We start from the raw sequence: 22,425 nt of genomic DNA, 5'->3' as shown, positions 1-22,425 counted from the left end.
GCGGAGGCTATGTGCAATGACGATCCCGGTTGTCGGACTGATTCTGTTTCCGCTGTGCCTGCTGTTATGGATGCGTCCGCTGCTGATGCTCCATATCCTGCTGCTTGCAGGGATTCTGCCTGCGGCGGCGGCACTGGTGCTGGGTGGGTTGGGGGTACAGCCTGCCATGGTGCCCGCCATGGCGTTCATGAGCTTCGTGATGCTGCAATGGGTGATGGGGGTTCATTATCCAGGGGAACGTACGGTCATGGCGCTGTGTTTCCCGTTCGTGGCGGTGGTGGCATGGACGCTGCTCGCCTCCATGATCATGCCACGACTGTTCATGAACCAGGTCATGGTCTGGCCGCAAAAGAGCGATTCAGTGGGGGGCAGGGTACTGCTTGCGCCGAATTTCGGGAATATCTCGCAGGATATGTATCTGCTGATAAATACACTCTTCCTGGTGCTGGCGGCACGTTTCCTGACCCGCAGCGACATTCGGCTGGATCGTCTTTACCGGACCTTCCTGCTGTCGGGGTGGTGTGTCGTGGGGATCTGCATGTGGCAGTTCGCGCACCGGATCGGTGGTGTCCCGTTTCCCGATACGTTTTTTTATTCCAATCCCGGTTGGGCCGTCCTTAATACCCAGACCGCAGGGCCGGTGCCACGCATCAATGCGTCGTTTTCGGAACCAGCCGCCTGTGCCGCCTTTCTTGGTGAAATCCTGTTTTCCAGCGTCTGGATCGTTTTGCAGGGATATTCCGTGGCCCGTGCCAGATGGCTGGTCCCTGCGTCGGCCCTTGCGCTTGTTTGTACGACCTCGACCACGGGTTTCATTACCGTGGCGATGGAAATCTGCCTCCTGCCCGTGGCGGCCATCGCCACCGGGTCGATGCAGCTTTTGGGAAATATAACCCGAATGATTGTCGTGGGGATTGCACTGCTGGCCTGTGGCGGGCTGGTGGTCGTCACGGTTGCGCCACAGGTCGTGCCTGCGGCACAGTTCGTGTTCCAGTCCACGGCGGAAAAGAAAGACAGCCAGTCTTATCAGGATCGTTCCCAGGTGGATCGGGATTCCATGTCCCTTGTCGGGGAAACCTATGGGCTTGGGGTGGGGTGGGGCAGCAACCGGGCGTCCAGCCTACTGCCTGGTCTGTTATCGACCATCGGGGTGGTGGGGGCGATTGGCCTTCTGGTCTTTGACTGGCGGTTGTTACGTGCGGCGATGGCGGCGCGCAGGCGTGTGCCGCCGGGGCCGGAGCGCCTGGTTATCGAAGGCGTGGTGCCCGCCCTTGTCGCACGTCTGATTGCGGCATCGCTTTCCAGTCCGACTGTGGGCTTTCTCGATTTTTACCTGCTGATCGCCATGCTGGTTGCCGCGATCGCGCGCATTGACCTTCAGTGCGCGGCCATGGACCCCGCACGTATCGCGCACCACGCGCTGGCGCCGGTATATGCCACTACGGGACAATACCATGCGGAGGTGGAGACGGACAGGCCGCAGATCCATGCATGAGACGGGATGGAAGATGATGCATGTCCTGACCAATGCGGGGGATCAGGCCCTGATGATCCCTATGGAGGTAGGGGTCTTGTTTGTCTTCATGCTGTGTCGCTGCTGGCGTATGGCCGTGGCATGGGCTGTCATGGTTCTTGCGGGATCAGGGGTGATGCTGCTGCTGAAGCTGTATTTCGAGGCATGTGGTCCCGCCCGTCATCGTGTGTTGTACAGCCCCAGCGGTCATACGATGGCGGCGACCATGGTATATGGTGGCCTGCTGTCGCTGACGCGGCTTGACCGTGTTTCCCTTGCGGTCGGGGTGCTGGCCATTGCGGTGCTGGAGGGATGGACCCGTGTTGCGCTGGGTTATCACACCGTGGTTGAGGTCATGGTGGGCGGGGGGATCGGTATTGTGATGGTGGCCGGGTTTGTGGCATGGACCCCGCCAAGACAAACGAAATTTCGTCCGATCCTGTCCGTCCTGTTCGTGGTCATGATCGTGGCGATATCCATGCATGGATGGCACCCCAATATCGAACGCACGATACAGTCGGCCTCGCGGTTGTATTTTTCAAAGTGGGAATGTAAAAAACCGCCTTTGCACGAATAAGGCAAATATTGTCATAACATGCCGGATGAAGCGTTTGGACATATCATGCGGCGAACAAATGTTTTTACATCGTGATCGGCTGGTTTTATACGCTTGGTCCGGCATATGGGGCATGATGTGGTGATGTCCGGGTCTGGCGATCATGCCCCATGATGAATATGGCCACCTTGCGCTGCGCAATTGCAGGGTGGAAACATCTGAATATACAACAGGTAACAGACACCCGACAATGCGCCATGTCCCAAAACGACCTGACCATCTGATACTGTCGCTGTTGTTTCGGTGCGGATGTCTGGCAATGGGGGGGATGGCCATGTTTTCGCTGTCCCAGCAGGCGTATGCGGCACCATCAGTCGCGCGCCATACCCATGCACGACGGCCGGCAAAGGCCATGCCCACCCGGGCCGAAGCCATCACGGTCAATGCGCAGCGTCGCGATTTCCCCTATCCTGAGGCGCAGCATTCCCCGGATGCGGATACGCGCCTGACCGGTACGCGCCTGATCGAACGCGGGGTCGTATCCCTGCGCGGGTTGGAGCGTGTGGCACCAAACCTGACCATCCAGAGCATCAACGGCACGGCCTCGACCAATTTTTACCTGCGTGGGGTTGGTTTCAACGATTTTACGCAGAATAACATGCCGTCGGTACTGTCCTATTTCGATGACGTTCCTTTTGCGTTTTCGACGATGACGGACGGGATGATGTTCGATCTGGCTGGGGCAGAAGTTACGCCGGGGCCGGTGGGCACACGCCATGGACAGTCCGATACGGGGGGAGAGGTGCGGTTGCGTACCAATGACCCGACCGATCACTGGCATTACGGCGCACGGCAGGATATCGCCTCCTACGCCCGCAGCCGCAGCGAGGCGTATGTTTCAGGTCCGCTTGCACGTGGGCTGAGCTTCCGCCTTGCGGGACAGACGCAGCAGGGCGGCGGGTGGCAGACTGATCCGGTCAATGGTGCCCACCTTGGCGATGCTGACCTGTGGGCCTTGCGCGGCAAGTTGAAATGGACACCTGACAGCCATACCACCTTGCTGGTTTCCGGGCATTTTACCCAAGATGACAGCGAGGTGGTCAATCCCATTCCCGTTGATCGTCTGGTGGGGAAAGCCCCCCTGCCCACGGGGTCATGGCAGCAGACGCAATGGTCCATGCGTCCCGAATTCGCCCGCCTGATTGGGCGCAAGCCGGGGCTGAAACCCAGCGAGCATAACCAGTTCTGGGGGGCGGATGTCCATTTCTCCCATGATTTTGGCCCGGTGACATTTTCATCCATCAGCGCGTTCGAGACGGAACGGCAAGGTGAGTATACGGACCAGGATGGCACCGCACTGGCACAGGCCGATACTTATCGCACCATTGACGCGAATACTTTTACACAGGAAGTGCGCCTGCAATCTTCCCACCCGCATGACCGGTTGCAATGGACGGTGGGGGCCTTTTACCAGCGCAGCCGCATGCAGCAGCGCTTCTTTTTTGATTATACCGATTATGTTCCGCAACGCGGTTATATGATGGCCACCCATTTTGGTATGGATCAGGAAAACACCTCAGAATTCGGTAATGTCAGCTATCGCGTGGGACATGGCGTAACCCTGTGGGTGGGGCTGTTGCATGAAATTGATGACCGGTCGATCTCCGGCCTGCAATCTGTCATCTTTGGCGGTGTATCGCGCGATTTTCATGGTGAAAGCACGGCGGCCGCGCAATATGCGGGACAGGCCGGGGTGTCATGGCAGGCAGCAGCGCATGAGCTTGTTTATTTCAAGATCAGCAAGGGATTCAAACCTGGCGGGTTCACGGCAAACAATACCCAGATCCAGGCACAGTTGAACCCGTTCAAGCCCGAAACTGTCCTGACCTATGAACTTGGCCTGAAAAGTGACCCCATTCCCAACCGTATCCGTCTTAATGCGGCGGCATTTTACAATGATTACCATAACCAGCAACTGGTTGGGACAGTATTGATCCCTGATTATGGACCGTTGAGTGAAATTACAAATGCGCCCAAATCCGAAAGCTGGGGGTTTGAGGCAACGTTGGACATACATCCGTTCGCGCATCTGTTCGTGACGCAGAATCTGGGGTGGCAGCGGGGAAATTTCCAGAATTTTCCAACCGTGAACCGTGCCGCCACCAATGCTTATTATGCACGGCATGGGGTGTGGAAGGCGATTGAGGATAATTTTGCCGGTGTGGATAACGGACAACCCAAGCTGACCCTGAATGGTAATGCGGAATGGCGTCAGGCGCTGGGCACGCATTATGGTATTGATGTCGGTCCCGACTGGCTGTATCGCGACAGTCAGGCGATTACGCCCGGCGGGACGGGGTTTTATCGCCTGCCGCCCTATTTCCTGCTGGGTGCGCATGCGACGTTCCATCCGGCATCCGGGCACTGGTCGGCCACGGTTTATGCGACGAACCTGCTCAATCGACGTTATGCCGAAAGCGGTGGCATGGCGACTACCACCTATTTCTATATTCCTGGCGCCCCGCGTTTCATCGGTGGTCGCGTGTCGTGCGATTTTTGATACGCCGTGCCATCACGTCACCAAAATGTGTGCTGTTACGTGTGGCAAAGTCACGTGTCGTGAACGTCGATCATGTAATATCGTCCCACATGAAAAAGGTATGTGCCGGGAAACGTTTTTCCTGTTGGGAATAATGATGGCAGCCTTTTGACAGAGGGAAGCCCATGCACGAAGACGACGCCAAGCCATCTGGTGAACTGACCATCCGTGTCGTGGCAATGCCCGCGGACACCAACCCGGCAGGGGACATCTTTGGCGGCTGGCTGATGTCGCAGATGGACCTTGCCGCCAGCACGACCGCCGCCCTGTGTGCGGGGGGACGCTGCGCGACGGTTGCGATCGACCGTGTTGTGTTCCATCGCCCCGTATCGGTGGGGGACGAGGTCAGCATTTATACCCACCTGACGAAACAGGGGCGTACCTCCATGACCATCGCTGTGGAGGCATGGCGCAGGGTGCGTCGCGCAAGCCAGCGGCAGAAAGTGACGGAGGGACACTTTGTTTTTGTCGCACTTGACGAAAACGGGCGCCCGCGTCCTGTGGATGCCCCCTGACGCGGCAGAGAAGTTAGGGATTGTTTGAAAACAACTCATTGATAAAAGATAAGAAAAGTTCTTGGGTGCCGCCTTTTTCAAAAAGGCGGCGTCTTCTGAAGCTTTTTAGAAAAAGCTTCGCCAAAAACCTTTATAATTACAGTATGTTATCAAGCCTGACTTTTTAAACAGTCTCTTACAATGTACGGGTATCTTCGCCCACAGGCGTCATATCATGCAGCATCGCGGCCATTTCATCCAGGGAGGGTAGGGTGCGATGCGGTGGGGAGACGATTTCGGGCCATTCCATCTGGCGCATGACCTGTGCAAACCGTGCCGGTGTGGTTGCCTCCGCGCTGGAGGGGGACAGGGAGCGTTCCATCCAGTTGACACTGGCCATTCCCGCCATCTGGCGCAGGGCAAACAGGATCTGTTCCGCCCGGTCCAGGCGGGCGGATCTGTGCAATCCTTCCAGCCGGGTCTGCTGGCACTGGATTTCGGCCCGGGTGCTTGTGGTGCCTGCCATGCGGCGGGCCTGTTCGATTTTCTCACGTTCGGCCTCATGCGTGCCGGTCGCCATGACGGCGTAGCGGATATTGGCGATAAAGGCTTCCGCCACCTGTGTCGCCAGGGCAGGGCCGCGGCGTTCGGGCCAGAGCACAAGGCATCCCGCCAGCCCGACAAGGCTGCCGATGATGTTATTGACCGATCGTGCCATGCCCACATCCCATCCTGCGCCTGGACTGACAAGGTCCGTAACCAGGACGAACAGTTGCGTCATGAACAGGACAAGCAGTGTGTAATTGACCGCCCGTAATGCAATCGTTGCCGCAGCCAGCGGGAAAATCAGCACGAGGATCAGCCACATGGGCAGCACGACGCCCATGATGGCAGCCAGCAACCCGCCCGCGATGCTGCCCACGACACGTTCGATCGTGCGGGGCAGGGTGATCACGCCCTGTGGCTGCATGACCACGACCACCGCCATCATGGCCCAGTAGGCATAGGGCAGGGAGAATTCCCGCGTGATGCCATAAGCCACCAGCACCGATACCGACAGGCGCATGGCGTGGCGCAGTACCATCGGCCATCCGCGCCATCGTGCCTGATGCGCCGTCCGCCCCCCGTCATGGATCACGGGGTGCTGACGTGGTGTTTCGGACAACGTGGAGAGCAGGTCGCGCAGGGCCGTGGCACATGTGCGTGCGCCACGGCCATAAAGGCTGTTTTCATGGGCGCAGAGCATATCAATCCGCGCGATATGGCGTTGTAGCGCCATCGTATCGGGGGGGGGGTGACCCACCACCCGGGCCGCACGTTCAAGCATGACCATCAGATGACGCAGGATACGGCGCGTCATCGGCGATGGCGGTGCCAGCAGGACCGCATGTTCAAAAGCGATCAGGACCACGAAAATCCGATCGCATATTTCCAGTGTGGGCAACAAAACGGCGCGTGTCTGGCTGCCTGCGGCATCTGGTGACAGGATTTCGATGCGTGCGCGGGTCCGTTCGATGCGACTGCGGATTTCGCGACGATAGGCACCAATCGAAGTGTGCGCACCGCTTATGCCAGCCATACCCTGACGCGGTGGGATCACCATGCGTCGGGTCATGCGCCCTTCTTCGCGAAATATTTCTGCACAGGCTTGGCGCAGCGGGGCATATGCATCCACGGGCCATGCAATGGTACAGACCACCACGGCCCATCCGGCCCCCAGTGCAAACAACCCGGCCAGTACAAGCGCACCATGTGGTGGCATGGGATAACAGATGGCCACGACCGCCACGATGGCGGCCAGTACCCCGATCTGCGTCGCGGTGGCGCCACGCAGACGGCTCAATCCGCAGCACAGGACAATCACCGCCAGTAATGGTGCGGCCAGCACGGGACCATACCCCGCCGCCATGGACATTATGGCGGCAATTACAGTGCCCATCGTGCCGAATGTCAGCAACGTACGCAGCCGGGCGACCAGCGGGCCACCAGGGTCGACCAGGCAGGTCCAGAACGCGGCAAAGGCCGACCATGCCATCAGCGGCATCTGCAACGTCAGCGCAAGCGCCATCATGATGCCGACCGCCACCGCCGCACGCAGCCCTTCGCGCAGGGCAATCTGTTCGGGCGCCATGCTGATGGCCCGTATGCCCAGCCAGTGCGTCAGGCGGGTGGGCGTCAGTCGGCGCGACAGGGTGCGCAGGGGGCCATACTGGCGTGGGCGTAGTTTTGTCTTCATGGACTACCGCATAAATGGAGGCACGAAAGTAAAGTGTAGGCTGGCATGGTCGGTCTGTTGCAGGTTCCTATCATGAAAGAACAGGCTGACACGATAACTGTCGATTGTTTCATGAAAGAAAAAATACCGACGTAGCCGATTTATCAACATATTCCCGCCATCATAAGGGGACCGCGTGGGATTCTGGCCGTCATGGTGCATTGTTGATCCATCGGGGGCAGGCAATGTGGCTGCCTGCGTCATCAGGGAATGGCGGAGTGCTGATAAAGCCCGATATCGTGTCGCTGGCGCTGATGCCATCCGTGATCGGAAATGTGCCAGATGCTGTCTGTATGGTGCGTGACCTGTCGGATATGCTTTTGGTGCCAGCTGCCTTTATTCATGTTGTGGTGCGCAATGGTGGCGCTACGCTTCCCTCGATATCATGCCTGCCCTGCCTGAACCGGAGCTGAGTACGTTCAACGGTTTTGTAAATGACAGCACTTGATCCAAAGTTAAGCATGACGAAAGCCATGGTCCACATCCCGGACGCCATGACCGATGATATGATGATTGCGTTCCTGCTGGCACTCAGTCATTGGTGGGGGGGGGGAACTGCCCCGTATCGCGTGTGGCAGCATGGCGACGGGAATGTGCTATCCATGGGCCGGTATGATGGGGGGCAGGCCGGATGCCGTCCCCCGATGCCCATGCTGGCGGTGGAAACTGTCATGATCCAGCCCCATCGCATCAGCGCCACGATGGAAATGCGCCGGGCGATGGGATGCAAGTGCAGGATAATCCCGCCGCATTTGATGCGGGCAGCGCACGTTCCTGCGCTGTGGACCGATGACCTATAGAGGCCCTTCGGGCACGTCCGCTGCCGACAGGACCGGCAGGGCATCGCCATCGGGCAGGTTGTAATGCCACCATTCCGGCTCATAACTGTCCCACCCCGCCGCACTCATCAGCCCGAGCAGGAGGGCACGGTTGCGGATCACCTCAGCCGACAGGTCCTCAAGCGCGCCATGGGCCGAGAGTGGGGTTACGGCATCGAACCCGGTTCCCATGGGCAGGTCCTCCCCCGTGGCAAGGTCGAACAGCGTCAGGTCAAGTGCGATGCCGCGTGGATGGGTGCCGCCAAGGGCCGGGTCGGCTACAAATGTCTTGTCCGATACCGCGTCCCACAGGATGGATTGCACTTCGATGGGGCGAAATGCATCGAATATCCGAAAGCCAAGTCCCAGGACCTGCGCGCGGGCAAGTGCGCGGACAAAGGCCGCATGTGCCTCCCGATGCAGCAGGGCAACAGGGCGGGCATAGACCGCACGACCGACAAAATTATTGTCCGAAGCATAGCGGATGTCGAGAATGACTCCCGCAGTTTCCTTAATGGGCAGTAACATGCATATCCGTCCCGTCTGCTGTATCAATTAAGGGAATGTTCGCAAAAATTTCAAACGAACTATATTAAAAAATTCTGGAAAGTATATTTCGAACCCTATGCAGGCTATTTCCTTTGTGGGGAAGGCCTTGTCCTACTTTATACCCATTTCATCCTTCATTTTCCGTATTTCCACTTCGTTTTCATAGGCGACCATCTGGGGCCGCATATGGGCGAACAGGATCTGGTCGTTACGGATCACCATTTTTCGCAGGTGCCAGAACTGTTCGGCATCCATGATCAGCGTGCGCGAAATGCCATCAAGGGCGTCAACCTGGATATATTCAAGGTGCTTTTCCAGATCCCTGTATGTTTCCTCGGCAAAGATGGGGACGAAGCAGAGTTCCAGATGGCACGGAATCCCTGAATAGGGTGTAATATTCAGACCATCAAAGACCTTGATGCGGCTGATATCGAATTTTGTGAACTGTTTCAGAAGCCACGCTTTTTCCTCCTGGGTGGCCATCTGGTCAAAATCCTTGAGATGCACGTCAAGGAACACGCTCTGGTCACGGACGACCGTCTGGTTCACTTCATCCAGTTGCTGGACATAGGCGGCCTCTTCCTGTGAATGTTTCATCAGGATGTTATGCCTGGCGAAATCCACGTCCCGGTTGTCCGACCACAGGAAATAACCGCCCATCAGCAACAGGATCGACAGACCGGTCACGCCCGCCGCGATCAGTAGCAGGTTGCGCTTAATATACAACAAAATCCCCTATCGCGCATTGTGCGTCACAAGCGGGCATCGTATCCGTGAACCTGCCGTTCAGGCAATCCGTATCAGCATGGCCGGGTCCTGTTGCGGTGTCCCTGTCGCGCGCATATTTACGCAACACCGCCCCCTGCATATCGCGACAGTGTCGCGATGGGCGGTGGTGTTACCCCTGCACGGGCGGTAAAGCGCGCGGTGCTGGTGTCGCACGCATACAGGGATGCGGCCTGTCTGCTGTCGCGGGCAAGGGTATCGACTGCATGGATGATCTTATCTGCCTTTGCGTCATCCATCAGGACACTGAAATTGAGGCGTACCCATCCTGGCTTGTCAATTTCCTGCCCGGACAGGATGGCCGTGCGCAACAGGTCCGAATGTGCCTGCTCAATGCCCATCAGGCGATGCGCATATGGTCCTGCGCAGGCGCATCCTCCGCGTGCCTGAATGCCGAAAAGGTCCGAGAGCATGCGGGTAAATAATTGCTGATGGACGGGTTCGCCCGTCTCCGGGTCGCGCACCTGAAACGAGAAGAAGGGCAGATGCGCATCGGCCCGCGGGTTGCCAAGGATACGCAGCGACGGATTGGTGGACCATACGGATAATGCACGTTGCCGTAACCGGGCATGGCGTGCGTCCATCGTATCCTGTCCTATGGCGTCCTTGACCATGAAGGCCAGCGCCGCGCGGATGTCGCCGATGACATTGGGGGTGCCGGCTTCCTCCCGGCTGATCGGGCTTTGGGAATAATCATGCCCCCATGGGGAGACGAAGCGCACAGTCCCGCCCCCAGGCATGGTGGGGCGTGACCGGCGCAGGGCTGCGTTGCGCACGATCATGACACCGGAAGATGCCGGGCCACCAATGAATTTATGCGGCGACAGGACCACCGCGTCCTTTTCCCACGGGGTCTGCGCCATCATGTCCACCGGCAGGTAGGGGCCACCCCCGGCATAATCCCATACAGCCAGCGCCCCATGACGGCGGAGGAGCGCAGTGGTCGCGTTGGCATCGGTGATGATGCCCGTAACGTTGGAGGCGATCGAGAATGCCCCGACCCTGATCCTGTCGGGCGATGTGGCGCACAGGGCGCGTTCAAGGGCGGCAAGGTCAGGGCCGCCGGTCTGTGCCTCGGGGATTTCGATGACCTCGGCGCCACTTTCGCGCCACGGCAGGATGTTGGAGTGATGTTCATATGGCCCGATGAAAACAATCGGCCTGCCCACGTCCCCATTGTCGCCGTTCGGCCCTACGCCCAGCAGGTGGACAAGACGATTGATCCCTGCGGTGGCGCCCGACCCGGTGAAAATGACCGAAAATCCATCATCCGCACCGCACAGCCGGGCAATTTCCCCCCTGGCGCGGGCGCGCATGCGGGTCATGTAAGCGCCGCAGAAGGACGCTTCGGTATGGCTGTTGGCATAATAGGGGAGGACATGGGTTGCGATGAACGCCTCCACCTGCCGCAGGGGACGGCCTGAAGCCACGTAATCGGCATAGATCAGCCCATGCGGCCCAAAAGGGCCGGGGATCATGATACCTTCCCCGATCAGGCCCGCGCGCAGCAGCGCCAAGGTGTCCCCTTCACGCAGGCTGGCGGCAAAGGAGGCATAGAGGGTGGCTTCGTCCTGCATCTGTCGGTTTTCCCGTGAATGTCGTGCTGCGCAGAGCCTATCTGTTTGTACAGGAGGTGTTTTCCCATTTTCTGCTTTATTTTTATATTTTTGTGGTCATATGATCTAAAATGACTAAAGAAATGGATCATTTTGATCGTTGCATCCTGCAGGCCCTGCAAAATGATGCCGGCCTGTCGCAACGTGAACTGGCCGATCGTGTGGGGCTGTCGCAAAATGCCTGCTGGCGGCGGGTGCAGGCCCTGCGTGAAAGGAAGGTCATCACCGGGCAGACCGTGCGTCTTGACCCGGACAGGATGGGCCTTGGGCTGACGGTATTCGTCATGGTGCGTACCCGCCATCATTCACGTGAATGGCTGCAGAAATTCCGCATGATCGTCATGGGCATCCCCAATGTGATCGATTTTTACCGCATCGCAGGCGATTATGATTATATGCTCAAGATCATGTCAGAGGACATGAACGCGTTCGATGCGATCTACCAACGGCTTATCGAACAGATCGAACTGGACTCCATCACGTCGTACATCACGATGGAAGCCATCGCCAATAACCGCGACCTGCCCGTACGCTGAATTCGTGGCGTTGCGTGCGCGGATGAGGTAGTGGGAGGACATGAAGGGACCATCTTCTTCCGCCAGGGCGCGTGCGCGAAAGGACGGGCGTGGCGTTGCGGCGGCCGTGCGTAAACGGCGCGAACGCCGTGCATTGTTGGGATTGGCGGCGGCAACCGCGATCCTGTTATGCGCGGCGGCGGGTTTTCGTGCCCTGATCGCAAACCGGCCGGTGGAGGAAATCGGTGGTCCTTATACCCTGCTGGATGATACGAACCATGTCGTGACGCAGCAATCGTTCCATGGACGTTATACGTTGCTGTATTTCGGCTATACTCACTGCCTGGATGTCTGCCCGCTGACGCTTGCGACCGTGACGGCGGCGCTGGATCGGCTTGGTGCGCGTGGGGCGCAGGTTGTGCCGGTTTTCATTTCCATCGACCCGGCACGTGACACGCCTGTGCGTGTCCATGATTATGTCACATCCTTTTCCCCGCGTATTACTGGCCTGACAGGTGACCCGCAGGCGATCCATGCCGTGGCTGCGGAATTTCACGTGATGGTCCGCCCACGACAGGCCACGCCTGCCACCGCCGGGAATTATCAACTGGATCATAGTTCGATGCTGTTCCTGATGGATGGGCAGAACCATATGGTGTCCATGTTTCCCGTGGATTCCAGTGCGGAGGAAATTGCCACACGGTTACGCAATCTCCTGCCCGCAGGGTAAGAGAGTGTTTAAAAACAAATCATTGATAAAAAACGAGAAAAGTTTCTTGGTGCCGCCTTTTTTCAAAAAAGGCGGCGTCTTCTGAATCTTTTTGGGAAAAGCTTCACCAAAAACCTTTATCATTTCAGGATGTTGTCAAGCCTGACTTTTAAACAGTCTTGAAGAAAATAAAGGTTAAGTGGTCCCGTGTTTTTTCAGGCAGGAGATCTCCTTTTTAAAGCCTGCGAAAAAATCTTCATCAAAAAAACTATGATTTATCGGCTGAGTTTCTGCCGGGGTTCGTCAGGGCACATAGCAGGACAATCACCATTAGTGCGGCACCGAGTTCCGGCAGAACAATCCCCATCACCACAATGCAGGTGATGGTTGCCCCCCCCAGATGTCCGTCGCGCACCGATGGCGGGATACCGATATGGCCCGGTGGCCTGCGACGGCTCCACATTACGAAGGCGGCAATACTCATCGCCAGCAGGCCGAGTGCAACCACAAGGTTGATGATCTGGTTGGCAATCCCGAACAGTTGGCCTTCATGGGCGGCCACCCCATAGCCGATTACCCGATCTACGATCGGTTTGTCCGCAAATGTGTCGCGCCCTACGACCTGCCCGTCGGGGGTGACGCGCACCGTCATGCGCCAGGGGCGGTCCTGTGTATCGGAACGCACCTGCCATGGTTGTCCGGCCTGTGGCGGGGGGGGTAAGCAGCACGGGATAGCGCAGGCCGAGCGTCGCCCCCGTCAGCGCAACCCTGTCAAAAGCGGCCTCATCCAGGGGAGGAACCGGTGCGGTGGCGACGGGGGGCATATCCATACCAGGCATGGAGGACATACCCTTCATGCCTGTCATCGTGTCCGGTACGGGGGGCGTGGCAGGTGTCCCCGCGATGGTGTCGCGCACGCGGACATGACCGATTTCCCAATCCTGTATTGTTGTGATGCGACCAATGGTTTTTTCAACGGATTGCAGCGCGTGCCCCCATACAAACGACCAGGGCAGGCCGGATGCAAGGAACAGTATGACAAAGAGCGAAAGCCATGCGCCGGTGACGGCATGCAGATCGCGCAGGCGTGTCCGCCCCCACGCGTTGAGGCGGGGATATACCACGCCGCCGGTTTGTCCTTTGCGCCCGCGTGGCCACCACAGATACAGGCCGGTTACAATCAGAACGATTGTCCACGATGCCACCATTTCCACGATTACGGAACCGACATTGCCAAGTAGCAACTGCCCATGCAGGTTGAAAATAATACGCTCGAAACGGTGTTCTTCAGAAACATGCTTTAATATCTTAAGCGAGTGGGGATCGACATAGACACGTACCGCATCGGCCCCATGGCTTACGATCACACGTGTGGCGCTGTGTGCCGTGCGTGGCAGTTCATAGGCCAGGAGATGCGATCCTGGCACCGCCGACAGGGCGGCTGCGACCACCTGTGACGGGGGGGCGTTATTGCCCCCCGTGGCGAGATGTTCGTAACGCCAGTCGATCAGGTCATCAACCTGTGGCTTGAACAGATAGATGCCACCCGTCAGGGACAGGAAGGCCACAAAAGGCAGGCAAAGCAGGCCGGCAAGGAAATGCCATCGCCAGACCATACGATAATCGGGCCACAGCGCGCGCATTATGCGGTGGCGGGCACCGTTATGGGGGATATTCATCAATCTATCCTCAGAAACGGACCTTCACGCCGCCATAAAAGGCGCGTGGGGAACCGGCGTAGATCGAGCCTGTACGGGTCGCAAGAACAGCCGCCCCCGCATTATGCCCATTTGATGCAAGCACATCGGTAATATTGGTTGCCCCGGCGATGTAGGTCTGGTTGGCCACGTTCTGTATTTCGAAAAAACCATGCAGATGACGTATCCATCCGAAACGTGCAGGGGGATCGTAATGCAGTTCAAGGTTGAGCAGTGCGTATCCTGGCGCCTTGAGAAGATTGGCATTGTCCAGCCAGTAATCCCCGCGCCATGTCACCTCGGCATAACCACCCAGTCCCTGTAAGGGGCCGCTTGGCTGGTCATACAGAAGGCGGGCATTGAGAAAATGCGGAATGACGCCCGGAATGCTGTTCCCGGAGCGGTCAAGCGCGCGTGACATCGTGCTGTTGGAAAGGACTTCGGTATAACGGGTATAGATCTGGTTGTCATAGGTGTAGCTCAGCATGACCCTGGCCCCTGACAGCGCGCGTGGCAGGGGTGTCCATGTCGCCCCGACTTCCACGCCGCGATGTTGTGACGCGGGGGCATTGAACGTATAGGCGCCCACCGTGTTCACCCCGGCTGACTGACTGACCAGTTCATTGCGGTAGAATTCGTAAAAACCCGTTGCCTGTATATTAATGGTGGAGGATGGATGCCATTCTGCCCCCAAGTCAAAGCCAAGGCTCGTTTCGCTCTTCAGCCGGGTATTGTTGCCATATGTGCCCTGCGGCGTGATGAAAAGGTTTGATGTGGTGGGGGTGGCATAGGCCGTGCCTACCCGTGTATGCAGCGTCCAGTTACGTGATGGCGCATAGGTCAGTGCGGCTTCGGGGGCAAGGTTGAAGAAATGCCGGTCAGCAGCGACAAGGCGGCGTGTGCTACCGCTGGCGCTGTTGGTCAAAAGGGTTTCCTGCGCCTCCAGACCTGAATAGGTGCCCCCCAGTCCGACCACAAGGTGCCATGCCCGTGCGAATTGCAGATCCTCTTGGAAATGCAGCCCCGCGTTCCACTGGTGACTCCAGCTTGATTGCGTCAGTGCACCCTGACGGGCATGTCCGCCAGGGGCGACATTATAGACATTGGACAGGCCATCCAGGTCATCAAAGCTGATGCCCCCCGAACTGTTCAGCGCCATGCGACCGGGATGCGCCGTATTGGTGACCTCGCTGCTGGCAGCATAGGAATCATAGGGACCGGTATAGGCATAGGGTGACGTGGGCTGGTCGATATGTCGCTGGTCATAGGTGAACTGCGTCCGTACCGTGGTGGATGCGTTGATATCATGTTCCCACCGCACGCCCGCGACTGTCCGGCGGTCGAACCGGCCCAGCCCGGCAGCCTGCGGGCTGGTGGCGACACGCGCCCCATAACTACCGTTCGACAGCAGGCTGACTGTGGCGCATCCTGCGGCTGCATGGCTGGCATCGGCGCATCCCGACTGGAACGGGTTGGTGGTATATTGTGCCAGTGATAACCGTACCGGCAGGTGGGTATCGGTGATGTTGTTGACGAACTTTACGATCAGGCGGTCTGATGGCGTCAGGTTGACCCGAAGGCGCAGGTTTTCAGTCGAGGTCTGATAACCGCTGTTGGCGATGAAGCCATTTCCGCGCACGTCGCTGCCAAAGATGACAAGGTCATATTTCCGGCCCGATAGGCCCAGCGTGGCATAATTATTGACCATGCCGAAACTGCCGAAATCCGACCCGACCTCCAGCCCATGGATATCCGCGCCCCGGCGTGTGCGGAAATTGATTGCGCCATTGATTGCGTAATTGCCAAACACGGTGGAGGCCGGTCCCTGAAACACATCCACCCCGTCATAGGCATGCGGGTCGATCAGGTCGGAACGCGCCGTCCCATCGGGTTGGGTCATGGGAAAACCATCCTCCAGTACCTGGATGTTTTTCATGCCATAGGCCTGCCTGTCGCCCGAGCCGCGCACGGACACCACGACGTCGCGTGGACCATTTCCTGCGACAAAGCTGACCCCGGGGATTGTGACCACCATGTCGGCCACGCTCTGACCCACATGACCGGCAAAGCTTTCGCGTGATGCGCTGTAGGTTGTCTGACCGGCGGGGCGCAGTGTCGCCGGGACATGTGATGTCCCGATTACAGTAATCCGTTCCCCCGCAATCCGTTCCCCCGCGCTGACTGAAGGTTTCGGCGCGCTGGTTGTGGTGTGGGTATGATGATGGGCCGCCCCATAATGATGGGGGGCGTCAGCGGCATGGGCGAGTGAAATCGCGGTGCAGGCCGCGAATGCCGCCATGCAGCCCGCGACGCGCGCAGGACGCCACGCCGCATTGAATGCACAATACATGGTTGAATAGACCTGAAATATGAATCGGGTGCGCCCGCACGATGGCGGGGCAATAAGGAAGGCGATTCAGTTCAGGTGAGGGGGGCCTTGCGGGCATAGTGGGGAATAGCGTGCACGTGGCGGGCCGCGCACTGGTGGGAATATCCACACCCCCGACAGCAGTGCCAGCATGTCGGGGCCCACTGGTACAGTCCCCAGCATCGGGGGGGGCATCCAGCCCATGTGCTTCGGCCAGCAGGGTCGCCATATCGGTGGCAGGCAGGTGATGGGCGTGATGGCCATCATCTGGGGGCAGGTCGCCTTCGCACAGGATCGACAGCAGTGATTGCTGTTCGCCTTGCGAATGAAGCACATTATCCGGGGAAGCCAGTCCACCAAAGGCGATGCGACTGATCAGCGCCAGCAGGATCAGCGACCATGCGATAATGGTCGGGCCTCCCTGCTGCTGTCTGGCTGTCATTGCGTGGCCTTTATGGAAATGGTCGGACCAGCGGGAACATGTGGCTGGGCTATCGCTATTTTGACCGGTGATGGAGGGCAAGGCAATTGCAAATTTCATGACCGTCCGTTCGATCAGGGGCGCCTGTATGGTGAGCATGGCATATCCACGATTCTCACGTCCATATGGCATGGGATTTGTAAAATTTACAACATGAATCGTATATAAAAATATAAAACAAAAAAGAATGATATTTTTATTGACGCACTTTCAGGGCGCGCATATTCTTTGCCCATCGTTCATTCCCATGCCGGGATCAGGACAGGAAATACAGGTTCATGCCCCGTCTGACCGCACGAATGTGTCGCATCGGCCGATGTTACCTATCGAATATGCGTCCCTGGCCCACAGGGCGCATCTGGAAAGGATAGTCAGTGGCAATGCTGCTGGCATATGGCCTGTAATGACGGGCAGGAAAGGCAGTAAACCGATGCTTGAATCTCATATTATCGAAATCGACGGCACGTTTGTTGGAACGGTTATTGTAGAGCTGGATGGCAAGACCCGACGTTTTTATGCCACGCATGACAGTGTACGTTCATTTCATAACCGCTCGCTGTCGCATGATGATGACCTGACACAACAGGTGGCGCTTTCCTTTCGGCGCACCAGCCTGTCGCGACAGTTAACTGTGGAGTTCAACTGATTTGCAGGCGGGCAGAAAATTGATCCAAACCCGTTCCCTACATGCTCCTGCGGCGGCATCATGTTCAACGGGCAGGGGAGTAAGACACGACCATGCGGCAGTGGGTATGATCTGTGGCGCATTGTTTGTTTGGATCGTGCATTGTGCATGGACCGGGGCGTTGACGATGTCCGCCCTGTCCGATGCAACTGCGACATTTTTTCAGTATTGATGAGGCTGTTGGGAAAATATTTAGGAAACATAATAATATTTTCATAAGATATTATTTGAAAAGCTAAATCCGATAAGATCGTGAAATTATAAAAGTTTTTGGTGAAGCTTTTTCTAAAAAGCTTCAGAAGACGCCGCCTTTTTGAAAAAAGTCAGCACCCAAAAACTTTTCTTTTTTTCAGGGGATTTTTGAAAACAAGCCTTTGATAAACAGTAGGAAAAGATTTTTGGTGTTTCCTTTCGATCGCAAGGCAACGTCTTTCAAAGGTTTTTTAAAAAATATTCACCAAAAACTTTTATAATTTCACAATCTTATCGGATTTACATTCTTAAAAAGTCTCTAAGGTTTTTCAAAAAATTCTTCATGCAGCATGATATGACCGTCCTGCCTGCACGCCTCCGGCTTTGCAGCAGGCATGCGGGATTTCATGGCTGCATGGCGGTGGGGGCATGCAGGGCTGAATTGCGCTTGCGGGTTGTGTGGCGCACTTCTCTGGTCTGACGGGAAGGGTATAAAAGGCAGGCTGCGTTATAACGCGTAGTGTATGAAACCTTCTTCAGACCGGAATGGAAATTATTAATGTCAGTTCATGATAGCCTGCGTGAGGCAATTCAGAAAAAAGTTGTTGTTGGATTTGCTTTTAATGAAAAAAATTATATCGGTTCCCCGCATGCTCTGGGTGAAACCGATGGTGTCGCGCATGTCCTGATTTATCGTGGAGAAGATGCACATCAAAAAGGTGTTGCGCCGACCGGGCAGTGGAGTTGCCTGCCGCTGACGGGCATTTCCGATCTAAAGATGCTGCCGTCTGAACCTTTCCATGTCGGTCATCCTGATGCACATGACCTCAAGGGCTTGCATACAGTGGAAATTCGCGTGGCCTGATACCAGTTTTCCCTGCCTTGCCTCATGTAAGCGCGCAAGGCAGGGTGACGGAGATGCGCGGTGTTCAGGTGGTCTGCGGGGGAACCGCCTGTGGTCCTGCTTCCTGTCCAGATATTGGGGGCGTAGTGCCTTTCAGGCGGATATCGAGTGCCGAAGCCCCGGGTACGTTAGCCAGAAGATTGATGTTGCTGGGTGTTGGGAATTTTATTCCTTCCTTGTTCATCCTGACTGCAAGCCTGCTGTAATAAGCACGATAGACCGTCCATTTCGATCCGGGCGTCGTGCGGAACGCCCCAAGGAAATTCGCCCCGTTGCCATCTGCCTGCTCGATCCCGAGGAAGGAGAATTCCGTCAGGATCAGGTGTCCGTAGCGCGTGGTTTTGCGCAGTTCTTCCAGTTCCTCATGCAGGATCGTGGCAACACGCTGCGGGTCTTCGCTCAGGTCGATCATGAAATTCGTGACCACAAGGTTATAATCGCGTGATGTATTGGCGATGGAGGATACTTCGGAAAATGGGATGATATGCAGGTCTCCATTGACCGAACGCAGGCGCAACGTGCGGATCGACAGATGTTCGACGGTGCCGGAAATACCGCTTGCCGTAACCCAATCCCCCACCTGCACCGCATTTTCCGCCAGCATGAAGAACCCGGTGATGAAGTCCTTGACCAGGCTCTGCGCGCCAAAGGCGATGGCCGCGCCCATGATCCCCGCCCCTGTCAGCAGTGGAGCGACATTGATCCCGATCTGCGACAGTGTGGTCACTGCCACAATGATAACAATGATCGCCAGTAGCACCGTCTTGATAATGGGCAGGACGGTGCGCAGGCGACTGGCGCGGCCTTCCTGTGCGGTGGCATCGAAATGGTCGATCTGTTTCTGAAGTGCCGCATTGACGCCTTCCCATACGATGATCGCAATCGTGTAGGCGACAAGGACCGTCAGGAGTGCGGCAATGATCTTGGTTCCAAGCCGTCCATGCAGGAAAAAATGGATGGCCGGCAGCCCCAGGGATTGCAGGAAAAGCACCATGGTCACGAAAGAAAGCAGGAAAGCCAGTGTTTTGCGCGCAATGGGGTAATAATGGTTCACGCGTGCCTGTAGGCCGGGATAGCGTGCCTCCAGCGTGGGAGAGATATGAAATAGACGATTTTGCAGGTTATAGGCCAATAATGAAAACAGCCGCGACAGGATGATGACAAGTGTCGTCAGGATGACCGTGCGGATGATCCATTCATATCCCCCGCTGATATGTGTTGCCCAGATCAGCCATAATGCGAAGTTGAAGAACATCGCCGGAACCCACCACAGATAGACGATCCGCCCCATGAACATCCAGAATGGCTGTTTGCGCAGACGTTCGGACGGTTGCAGGGCGGCCGCCACATGCATGCGTACCCGCCATGTAAAAATTGCTACAAGCACGTGTTCCACCAGGACCACAGTGCGAATAATCGCTTCTGTCCCACGTGCGGGCATGTCAAATACGCCACCAAGCGTGGACAGGCAGACCACAACCGAAGGGGCCGCCACAAGGAAATTGAGCCAGCGCGTCACCATGAAGGCCGTCTGGTCGGAGGCGTTGCACAGGCGGATGGCGGGCGAATGCGGAACGAAAAGCGTTTCCATCAGCAGATACACTACGCGCGCGACGACATAGGCGTTTGTTAGTGTGATCGTGACAAGTGCCGCCTGGTGCGTCGTGGTCAGAAGGGAGGCAAAAGCATAACCCAATGCAAGGAACAGCCCCACCGGTAGCAGTTTTATCAAAAGATGCAGAAGGGAATATGGCACGCGCGCCAGCAGGCGTAATGTGGCGTGCTGCGCCTGTGCATCCTGTTGCTGGGCCTGTTGTGCATCCATATCATTCATGGCCTGTGGGGTGGCCGGGGATGCCGTCATGGCAAGGCGATGTTCGGTAGCGATGGCACGTGCCGTAACACTTTTGAGCGGGCGACGTAGCAGGAGGGAGATGACATGTTCTGCCATCAGGGCAATCAGCAGGATAAACGTCGCCCGTCCCACTGCATCAAGCATGATGCCGCGTGATTGCTGGTCGGCGAATACCGTGTGTGTCCAGTGTGCAACAAAGACAAGATCCCCAAACAGGGCGACGAAATGCTGGGCCTGCACCAGCAGGCGATCGCGCAGGGACGACATGTCCTGCACAAAGTCGCTGCCCAGGCTATCGGGTTGGACGGAAAGGGTATCCGTAGCGGTGGGGGATGCGTGGTGAGGGGAGGATGGGGGCGGCAACTGGGATACAAGGGCAGAGAGCGTATTTTCAAACGCAGCCCGCTTTTCAGGATCGTTGATGACCGACAATACCTGTTGCGCCTGTGCACGGCTAATGCCGGGGGCAGAAGCACCGTTATCGAGAACAGGGGCAGTGTCCTGCGCATGGGCGACACCATGGAGGCCCGCAAGTGAAAGCAGCAGGATCGCCATGATGGCGATGTGCTGGATCATGGGCGTAAGGACGCCCTGTATTATTGATGTCCGTTGCAACCGATTGGCGGAGGCCCCATCCTGACAAGCAATATCCATAGAATGACGCATGTTCCACGTTCCGTTCCGACAGCAAGGTTCAGCCTGTCCGTGGACATAAATGCGGGCCTTCATTCAGCGTGCCACACAGGCGGCATGCGTTATCGCAGAGATGGGCTGTAAACCGCATGCCTGAAAATGCTAGCCTGATATGCAATAAATTATTTTATTTTCCTGATTGTGGGATGGTATTTATTTCCCATTTCAATGGGTATTGTATCCATATATAATTAAAAATTAAATATATATTATATATAAAATTTAATTACCGAGCCTGATTTTGGATATGCTTCCCCTGCCGGTCCTGGGTGGTGATTGGGATGGTGCGGTGTTGGCATTCTCCCCCTCGGGAGAAAGCATGTGCAGATAGGGAAAGCGACTGGCAGGACTTTCGCCTTCTGGACCGGGTCTGATATGTGGTCATGCGATCTTATTCACCTTGATGGCTGATTCTCAGGCGGATGAAAGCTCATATATTGACAAAAAAAGTTATTTTTTACAGTCCCCTGTAGCCGGATTTGATCCTTATTCCCGGCGCAGGCATGAAATATTCTGTGTCTGGAATAATAAAAACCGTGCATTTGAAAGCGCCTTGATTTATGTAAGGCCCACGGCTGAACTTTTCTGCCACGGTAAAGCTACTATGTGTCCAATCGGCACTGTTCGGTTTCTCCGCAAATGAAGGGTTTTAATCCATGCAAGGTCGCATGGCTGCCGGGTTATATAGGAGTCCTGTCATGGCTACAGGCACAGTTAAATGGTTCAACGCCCAAAAGGGTTTTGGCTTTCTTGAGGCGGATGACGGTACAGCAGACGTTTTCGTCCATATTAGCGCCGTGGAGCGCGCAGGCCTGCATGGTCTGAACGAAGGTCAGAAAGTGTCCTACGAACTGGAAACAGGTCGTAATGGCAAGACGTCGGCAGCAAACCTGCAGGTTGTCTGATTGCCATGGGAAAAAGGGGTGCTCTGGCGCCCCTTTTTTGTGCCTGTTGTAATAATATATAAGTAGTGTTTAATAAGCACAGATTTGATGCAGATGTGCTTGCTGTCAAGTTTTCTATTGGTACTATCCTCCTGATACATACTGGCTGTGATGTTGGTGTCTTACGTTTTTTTTGGGGCAAGACATCCGATCTGGAAGCCCTGAATTGGCGTGTA

At 56.6% G+C, this 22,425-nt stretch carries 20 protein-coding genes; 11 read left to right on the top strand and 9 right to left on the bottom strand.

Going from position 1 to position 22,425, the window contains the following annotated elements:
- Window positions 1–16 precede the first annotated feature (16 nt).
- From FYB92_RS11060 to FYB92_RS11045, 4 genes are all read left to right on the top strand, one after another.
- Window positions 17–1,495 (top strand): hypothetical protein, encoded by a 1,479-nt coding sequence (locus FYB92_RS11060; RefSeq protein WP_332828649.1) that lies wholly within the window; start codon window positions 17–19, stop codon window positions 1,493–1,495.
- The gene (locus tag FYB92_RS11055; protein ID WP_003619327.1) at window positions 1,488–2,090 is read left to right on the top strand and encodes a phosphatase PAP2 family protein; all 603 of its coding nucleotides are present in this window, start codon (window positions 1,488–1,490) and stop codon (window positions 2,088–2,090) included. Before FYB92_RS11060 ends, FYB92_RS11055 begins: the two co-directional genes overlap by 8 nt.
- Before the next feature lie 313 nt (window positions 2,091–2,403).
- Window positions 2,404–4,629: a TonB-dependent receptor gene (locus FYB92_RS11050; RefSeq protein WP_239021126.1), complete on the top strand. Its 2,226-nt coding sequence runs from the start codon at window positions 2,404–2,406 to the stop codon at window positions 4,627–4,629.
- Between the two features lie 164 nt (window positions 4,630–4,793).
- Window positions 4,794–5,183: an acyl-CoA thioesterase gene (locus tag FYB92_RS11045; protein ID WP_003619330.1), complete on the top strand. Its 390-nt coding sequence runs from the start codon at window positions 4,794–4,796 to the stop codon at window positions 5,181–5,183.
- A gap of 175 nt (window positions 5,184–5,358) precedes the next feature.
- On the opposite strand, the gene FYB92_RS11040 is transcribed toward FYB92_RS11045, so the two are convergent.
- Complete coding sequence (locus FYB92_RS11040) at window positions 5,359–7,398, bottom strand: FUSC family protein (RefSeq protein WP_075631947.1); 2,040 nt, start codon at window positions 7,396–7,398, stop codon at window positions 5,359–5,361.
- A 257-nt stretch (window positions 7,399–7,655) separates the two neighbouring features.
- Here FYB92_RS11040 and FYB92_RS11035 point away from each other — a divergent pair, with 257 nt between their 5' ends.
- Together FYB92_RS11035 and FYB92_RS11030 are read left to right on the top strand one after the other, a co-directional pair.
- Window positions 7,656–7,850: a hypothetical protein gene (locus FYB92_RS11035; RefSeq protein WP_143455990.1), complete on the top strand. Its 195-nt coding sequence runs from the start codon at window positions 7,656–7,658 to the stop codon at window positions 7,848–7,850.
- 60 nt (window positions 7,851–7,910) lie between these two features.
- A complete protein-coding gene (locus FYB92_RS11030; RefSeq protein ID WP_332828648.1) occupies window positions 7,911–8,237 on the top strand; it encodes a hypothetical protein in 327 nt (108 codons plus the stop codon).
- On the opposite strand, the gene ddpX is transcribed toward FYB92_RS11030, so the two are convergent.
- From ddpX to FYB92_RS11015, 3 genes are all read right to left on the bottom strand, one after another.
- Complete coding sequence (ddpX, locus tag FYB92_RS11025) at window positions 8,232–8,783, bottom strand: D-alanyl-D-alanine dipeptidase (RefSeq protein ID WP_332828647.1); 552 nt, start codon at window positions 8,781–8,783, stop codon at window positions 8,232–8,234. The genes FYB92_RS11030 and ddpX overlap by 6 nt on opposite strands.
- Window positions 8,784–8,915: 132 nt before the next feature.
- Entirely contained in the window at window positions 8,916–9,533 is a 618-nt protein-coding gene (locus FYB92_RS11020) for a hypothetical protein (protein ID WP_139312461.1), read from the bottom strand.
- Window positions 9,534–9,649: 116 nt separating this feature from the next.
- On the bottom strand, window positions 9,650–11,167 hold the full coding sequence (locus FYB92_RS11015) for an aminotransferase class V-fold PLP-dependent enzyme (protein ID WP_003619341.1): 1,518 nt from the start codon (window positions 11,165–11,167) through the stop codon (window positions 9,650–9,652).
- 110 nt (window positions 11,168–11,277) lie between these two features.
- Here FYB92_RS11015 and FYB92_RS11010 point away from each other — a divergent pair, with 110 nt between their 5' ends.
- Window positions 11,278–11,742: an Lrp/AsnC family transcriptional regulator gene (locus FYB92_RS11010; RefSeq protein ID WP_040510685.1), complete on the top strand. Its 465-nt coding sequence runs from the start codon at window positions 11,278–11,280 to the stop codon at window positions 11,740–11,742.
- A gap of 40 nt (window positions 11,743–11,782) precedes the next feature.
- The gene (locus tag FYB92_RS11005; RefSeq protein WP_075623937.1) at window positions 11,783–12,451 is read left to right on the top strand and encodes an SCO family protein; all 669 of its coding nucleotides are present in this window, start codon (window positions 11,783–11,785) and stop codon (window positions 12,449–12,451) included.
- 247 nt (window positions 12,452–12,698) lie between these two features.
- Here the strand turns inward: FYB92_RS11005 and FYB92_RS11000 are convergent, their stop codons facing one another.
- The 4 genes from FYB92_RS11000 to FYB92_RS10985 are packed head-to-tail and all read right to left on the bottom strand — an operon-like array spanning window position 12,699 to window position 16,937.
- Window positions 12,699–13,082 carry a PepSY domain-containing protein gene (locus tag FYB92_RS11000; protein ID WP_332828646.1) on the bottom strand — a complete coding sequence of 128 codons (384 nt, stop codon included), beginning with the start codon at window positions 13,080–13,082 and terminating at the stop codon, window positions 12,699–12,701.
- Complete coding sequence (locus FYB92_RS10995) at window positions 12,979–14,109, bottom strand: PepSY domain-containing protein (RefSeq protein ID WP_332828645.1); 1,131 nt, start codon at window positions 14,107–14,109, stop codon at window positions 12,979–12,981. Before FYB92_RS10995 ends, FYB92_RS11000 begins: the two co-directional genes overlap by 104 nt.
- 10 nt (window positions 14,110–14,119) lie before the next feature.
- On the bottom strand, window positions 14,120–16,477 hold the full coding sequence (locus FYB92_RS10990; RefSeq protein ID WP_192264470.1) for a TonB-dependent receptor domain-containing protein: 2,358 nt from the start codon (window positions 16,475–16,477) through the stop codon (window positions 14,120–14,122).
- Complete coding sequence (locus tag FYB92_RS10985; RefSeq protein ID WP_332828644.1) at window positions 16,377–16,937, bottom strand: hypothetical protein; 561 nt, start codon at window positions 16,935–16,937, stop codon at window positions 16,377–16,379. Before FYB92_RS10985 ends, FYB92_RS10990 begins: the two co-directional genes overlap by 101 nt.
- A gap of 469 nt (window positions 16,938–17,406) precedes the next feature.
- On the opposite strand from FYB92_RS10985, the gene FYB92_RS10980 reads away from it, so the two are divergent.
- Together FYB92_RS10980 and FYB92_RS10975 are read left to right on the top strand one after the other, a co-directional pair.
- Window positions 17,407–17,622 (top strand): hypothetical protein, encoded by a 216-nt coding sequence (locus FYB92_RS10980; RefSeq protein ID WP_062809235.1) that lies wholly within the window; start codon window positions 17,407–17,409, stop codon window positions 17,620–17,622.
- Window positions 17,623–18,412: 790 nt separating this feature from the next.
- Window positions 18,413–18,718 (top strand): hypothetical protein, encoded by a 306-nt coding sequence (locus tag FYB92_RS10975; RefSeq protein ID WP_003619358.1) that lies wholly within the window; start codon window positions 18,413–18,415, stop codon window positions 18,716–18,718.
- A gap of 64 nt (window positions 18,719–18,782) precedes the next feature.
- Here the strand turns inward: FYB92_RS10975 and FYB92_RS10970 are convergent, their stop codons facing one another.
- On the bottom strand, window positions 18,783–21,188 hold the full coding sequence (locus FYB92_RS10970; RefSeq protein WP_332828643.1) for a mechanosensitive ion channel domain-containing protein: 2,406 nt from the start codon (window positions 21,186–21,188) through the stop codon (window positions 18,783–18,785).
- A gap of 815 nt (window positions 21,189–22,003) precedes the next feature.
- Here FYB92_RS10970 and FYB92_RS10965 point away from each other — a divergent pair.
- On the top strand, window positions 22,004–22,210 hold the full coding sequence (locus tag FYB92_RS10965) for a cold-shock protein (RefSeq protein ID WP_003619363.1): 207 nt from the start codon (window positions 22,004–22,006) through the stop codon (window positions 22,208–22,210).
- Window positions 22,211–22,425: the final 215 nt, after the last annotated feature.

The sequence above is a fragment of the Novacetimonas sp. GS1 genome, assembly GCF_036686925.1.
Lineage (GTDB): Bacteria > Pseudomonadota > Alphaproteobacteria > Acetobacterales > Acetobacteraceae > Novacetimonas > Novacetimonas hansenii.
The sequence above is the reverse complement of the archived record's forward strand: the minus strand, read 5'-3'. Positions and strand labels throughout refer to the sequence as shown.

Bases quoted from the DNA above. Each gene is read 5' to 3' on its own strand.
- FYB92_RS10985 (WP_332828644.1), bottom strand. From the start codon at position 16,937: ATGACAGCCAGACAGCAGCAGGGAGGCCCGACCATTATCGCATGGTCG.
- FYB92_RS10990 (WP_192264470.1), bottom strand. From the start codon at position 16,477: ATGTATTGTGCATTCAATGCGGCGTGGCGTCCTGCGCGCGTCGCGGGC.
- FYB92_RS11005 (WP_075623937.1), top strand. From the start codon at position 11,783: ATGAAGGGACCATCTTCTTCCGCCAGGGCGCGTGCGCGAAAGGACGGG.
- FYB92_RS10995 (WP_332828645.1), bottom strand. From the start codon at position 14,109: ATGAATATCCCCCATAACGGTGCCCGCCACCGCATAATGCGCGCGCTG.
- FYB92_RS11010 (WP_040510685.1), top strand. From the start codon at position 11,278: ATGACTAAAGAAATGGATCATTTTGATCGTTGCATCCTGCAGGCCCTG.
- FYB92_RS11040 (WP_075631947.1), bottom strand. From the start codon at position 7,398: ATGAAGACAAAACTACGCCCACGCCAGTATGGCCCCCTGCGCACCCTG.
- FYB92_RS11030 (WP_332828648.1), top strand. From the start codon at position 7,911: ATGGTCCACATCCCGGACGCCATGACCGATGATATGATGATTGCGTTC.
- FYB92_RS11015 (WP_003619341.1), bottom strand. From the start codon at position 11,167: ATGCAGGACGAAGCCACCCTCTATGCCTCCTTTGCCGCCAGCCTGCGT.
- FYB92_RS11055 (WP_003619327.1), top strand. From the start codon at position 1,488: ATGCATGAGACGGGATGGAAGATGATGCATGTCCTGACCAATGCGGGG.
- FYB92_RS10970 (WP_332828643.1), bottom strand. From the start codon at position 21,188: ATGATCCAGCACATCGCCATCATGGCGATCCTGCTGCTTTCACTTGCG.
- FYB92_RS11000 (WP_332828646.1), bottom strand. From the start codon at position 13,082: ATGACGGTGCGCGTCACCCCCGACGGGCAGGTCGTAGGGCGCGACACA.
- FYB92_RS11060 (WP_332828649.1), top strand. From the start codon at position 17: ATGACGATCCCGGTTGTCGGACTGATTCTGTTTCCGCTGTGCCTGCTG.
- FYB92_RS11050 (WP_239021126.1), top strand. From the start codon at position 2,404: ATGTTTTCGCTGTCCCAGCAGGCGTATGCGGCACCATCAGTCGCGCGC.
- FYB92_RS10975 (WP_003619358.1), top strand. From the start codon at position 18,413: ATGTCAGTTCATGATAGCCTGCGTGAGGCAATTCAGAAAAAAGTTGTT.
- FYB92_RS10980 (WP_062809235.1), top strand. From the start codon at position 17,407: ATGCTTGAATCTCATATTATCGAAATCGACGGCACGTTTGTTGGAACG.
- FYB92_RS11045 (WP_003619330.1), top strand. From the start codon at position 4,794: ATGCACGAAGACGACGCCAAGCCATCTGGTGAACTGACCATCCGTGTC.
- ddpX (WP_332828647.1), bottom strand. From the start codon at position 8,783: ATGTTACTGCCCATTAAGGAAACTGCGGGAGTCATTCTCGACATCCGC.
- FYB92_RS10965 (WP_003619363.1), top strand. From the start codon at position 22,004: ATGGCTACAGGCACAGTTAAATGGTTCAACGCCCAAAAGGGTTTTGGC.